The 1,753-nt window shown below is 57.6% G+C and carries 1 protein-coding gene and 2 pseudogenes; 1 reads left to right on the top strand and 2 read right to left on the bottom strand.

The window, feature by feature from the left end; translation table 11 throughout:
• Nucleotides 1-754 precede the first annotated feature (754 nt).
• Entirely contained in the window at nucleotides 755-1,051 is a 297-nt protein-coding gene (locus tag JQ586_RS40200) for an HU family DNA-binding protein (protein ID WP_212400148.1), read from the top strand.
• A 114-nt stretch (nucleotides 1,052-1,165) separates the two neighbouring features.
• Here the strand turns inward: JQ586_RS40200 and JQ586_RS40195 are convergent.
• Nucleotides 1,166-1,489, bottom strand: a pseudogene (locus tag JQ586_RS40195) (CopG family transcriptional regulator); the annotation flags it as partial.
• A 4-nt stretch (nucleotides 1,490-1,493) separates the two neighbouring features.
• Nucleotides 1,494-1,753, bottom strand: a pseudogene (locus JQ586_RS40190) (type VI secretion protein); the annotation flags it as partial.

Genomic DNA, 1,753 nt, shown 5'->3' with positions numbered 1-1,753 from the left:
ACGGCGACCGCGGGCTTGCGGATCGCGAAAGCGGGAGCGGCAACGACCGGGGGCAAGAGGCCCTCAAATCGCTCACCACCCGCGCGAACTCGCATCCGATTGAAAGGAATGGATTGCCACCGCCGTCCCCACCGAATGAGGACATCCAATAGGGCCCTCGGATGGGGATGATTAGAAAAGCCATCGATCGACTTGGTGCAACAAGCGCCTTTGATGATCGTAGATCTGCGTAGCAAAAGAAAGGTTGGTTAAGAGCTCGGGCTCATCAACACGCAGCCAATAACCTGATCGGCTCGACTGGATCTGGCCTGTGCTGCTGAGAGAGGCGATTGGGTCAACATCCATTCGCGATGCAAGCGCACCGGGTCGTTCTTTATTCGTGGCTTCACTTTGAAGGCGTGATCCACGCGCTAGCCGTCATCATCAGTCGGCATGCCCGTCATGATGGACACCAAAATATCTGATTTGCTTCCGCTTTCGGCACACTACAGCCGACATAACCACTCATGCTGCCGGTCGGGCCCCCGGTAGGGAACGATCCAAAGCTGAAATGACCGCGCAAAGAAGCTCGCTCGGGTACTTCTACTGAATAGGGGCAGATATCGAACCCGTCCTTGCATTCTGAGCCTCGATAAGCTCTAAGCCCCGGTAACTTCATATTCACAGGTATGGGCGAGGCGCGCGCATAACGGCCGCACTTCAAACAGAGTGACGCATCGTGGCCGCTGCGCCTTTTCTCTACAAGGGATCTATCATGGCAAAGATGACCAAGAACCAGTTGATTGATGCAATTGCAGAGGGGACGCAGCTTTCTAAGGGAGATGTAAAGGCCGTTATCGAGCAGATGGCGACTGTGGGATATAAGGAGCTGAATGAATCTGGCGAGTTTGTCGTTCCGGGATTCGTCAAAATGTCAGTGGTGAACAAGCCCGCCACCGAGGCTCGCAGCGGCGTAAATCCGTTTACGAAAGAGCCCATGGAGTTCGCTGCCAAGCCGGCCAGCAGGTCAGTCAGAGCGTCACCACTGAAGGCCGCCAAAGACGCGGTTTGAATCAGACCGTCGCTCCCAGCTGCTCGCCCGCGCCGGCTTGGCTAAATTGCTGCGATTGTGGACTGGCGTAGAAAAGGAATGGACCGGAGCGATAGCGAAGCTACGACACTCAAGTCAGGTTTCGCCGGCCGGTTCCTTGCGACGGATATCTTCTGGAATCTCGCGCAGAAAGCTTTGCCCCTTTTGCAAACGACGCCCGAGCGCCTCGACAAATCCTTCAAATCGCTCCCTGCCCTTTGCTTGTGCGGCCGCCTGCGCGTCGTTGGGCAACGGCGGCGTGATCGTCAGCCAGAAACGGATGAAGAGGGCCAAGGTCTCAGCCGTCAGACCAACGTCACGGTCCAGCCTCTACACCTGACGCGACAGCCGATCCAGGCGACGGGTAAACGCGGCCTCCCGCCTGTCCGTCCCGTCCGGTGACAGAAACGAGGCGACGGAACCAAGATCCTCTGGGGACAGTTCCCTGAACGAGAAGATGGACGTGAGTGTTGTCGGTATTCCAATGATCGACAGCCACCCCATCGAGCCGCGTGCCGAGATCGGTCTCCATCTGCTTTGCGAGATCGCGAGTGAAGGCTCTTAGGTCTGTCATGTCACCGGCGTCCTCCGGCGAGACGATGAACCTGAAATGATGCCGGTCGCCCTTGCACCGTTCCGCGAAAGCCGCGCTATCGGCGCGGTCGCAGCCCTCATCGAACATCT

It is taken from the genome of Bradyrhizobium jicamae, from assembly GCF_018130215.1.
In the GTDB taxonomy this organism is placed as follows: domain Bacteria; phylum Pseudomonadota; class Alphaproteobacteria; order Rhizobiales; family Xanthobacteraceae; genus Bradyrhizobium; species Bradyrhizobium jicamae_A.
This window is presented reverse-complemented; position numbering and strand designations above follow the sequence as displayed.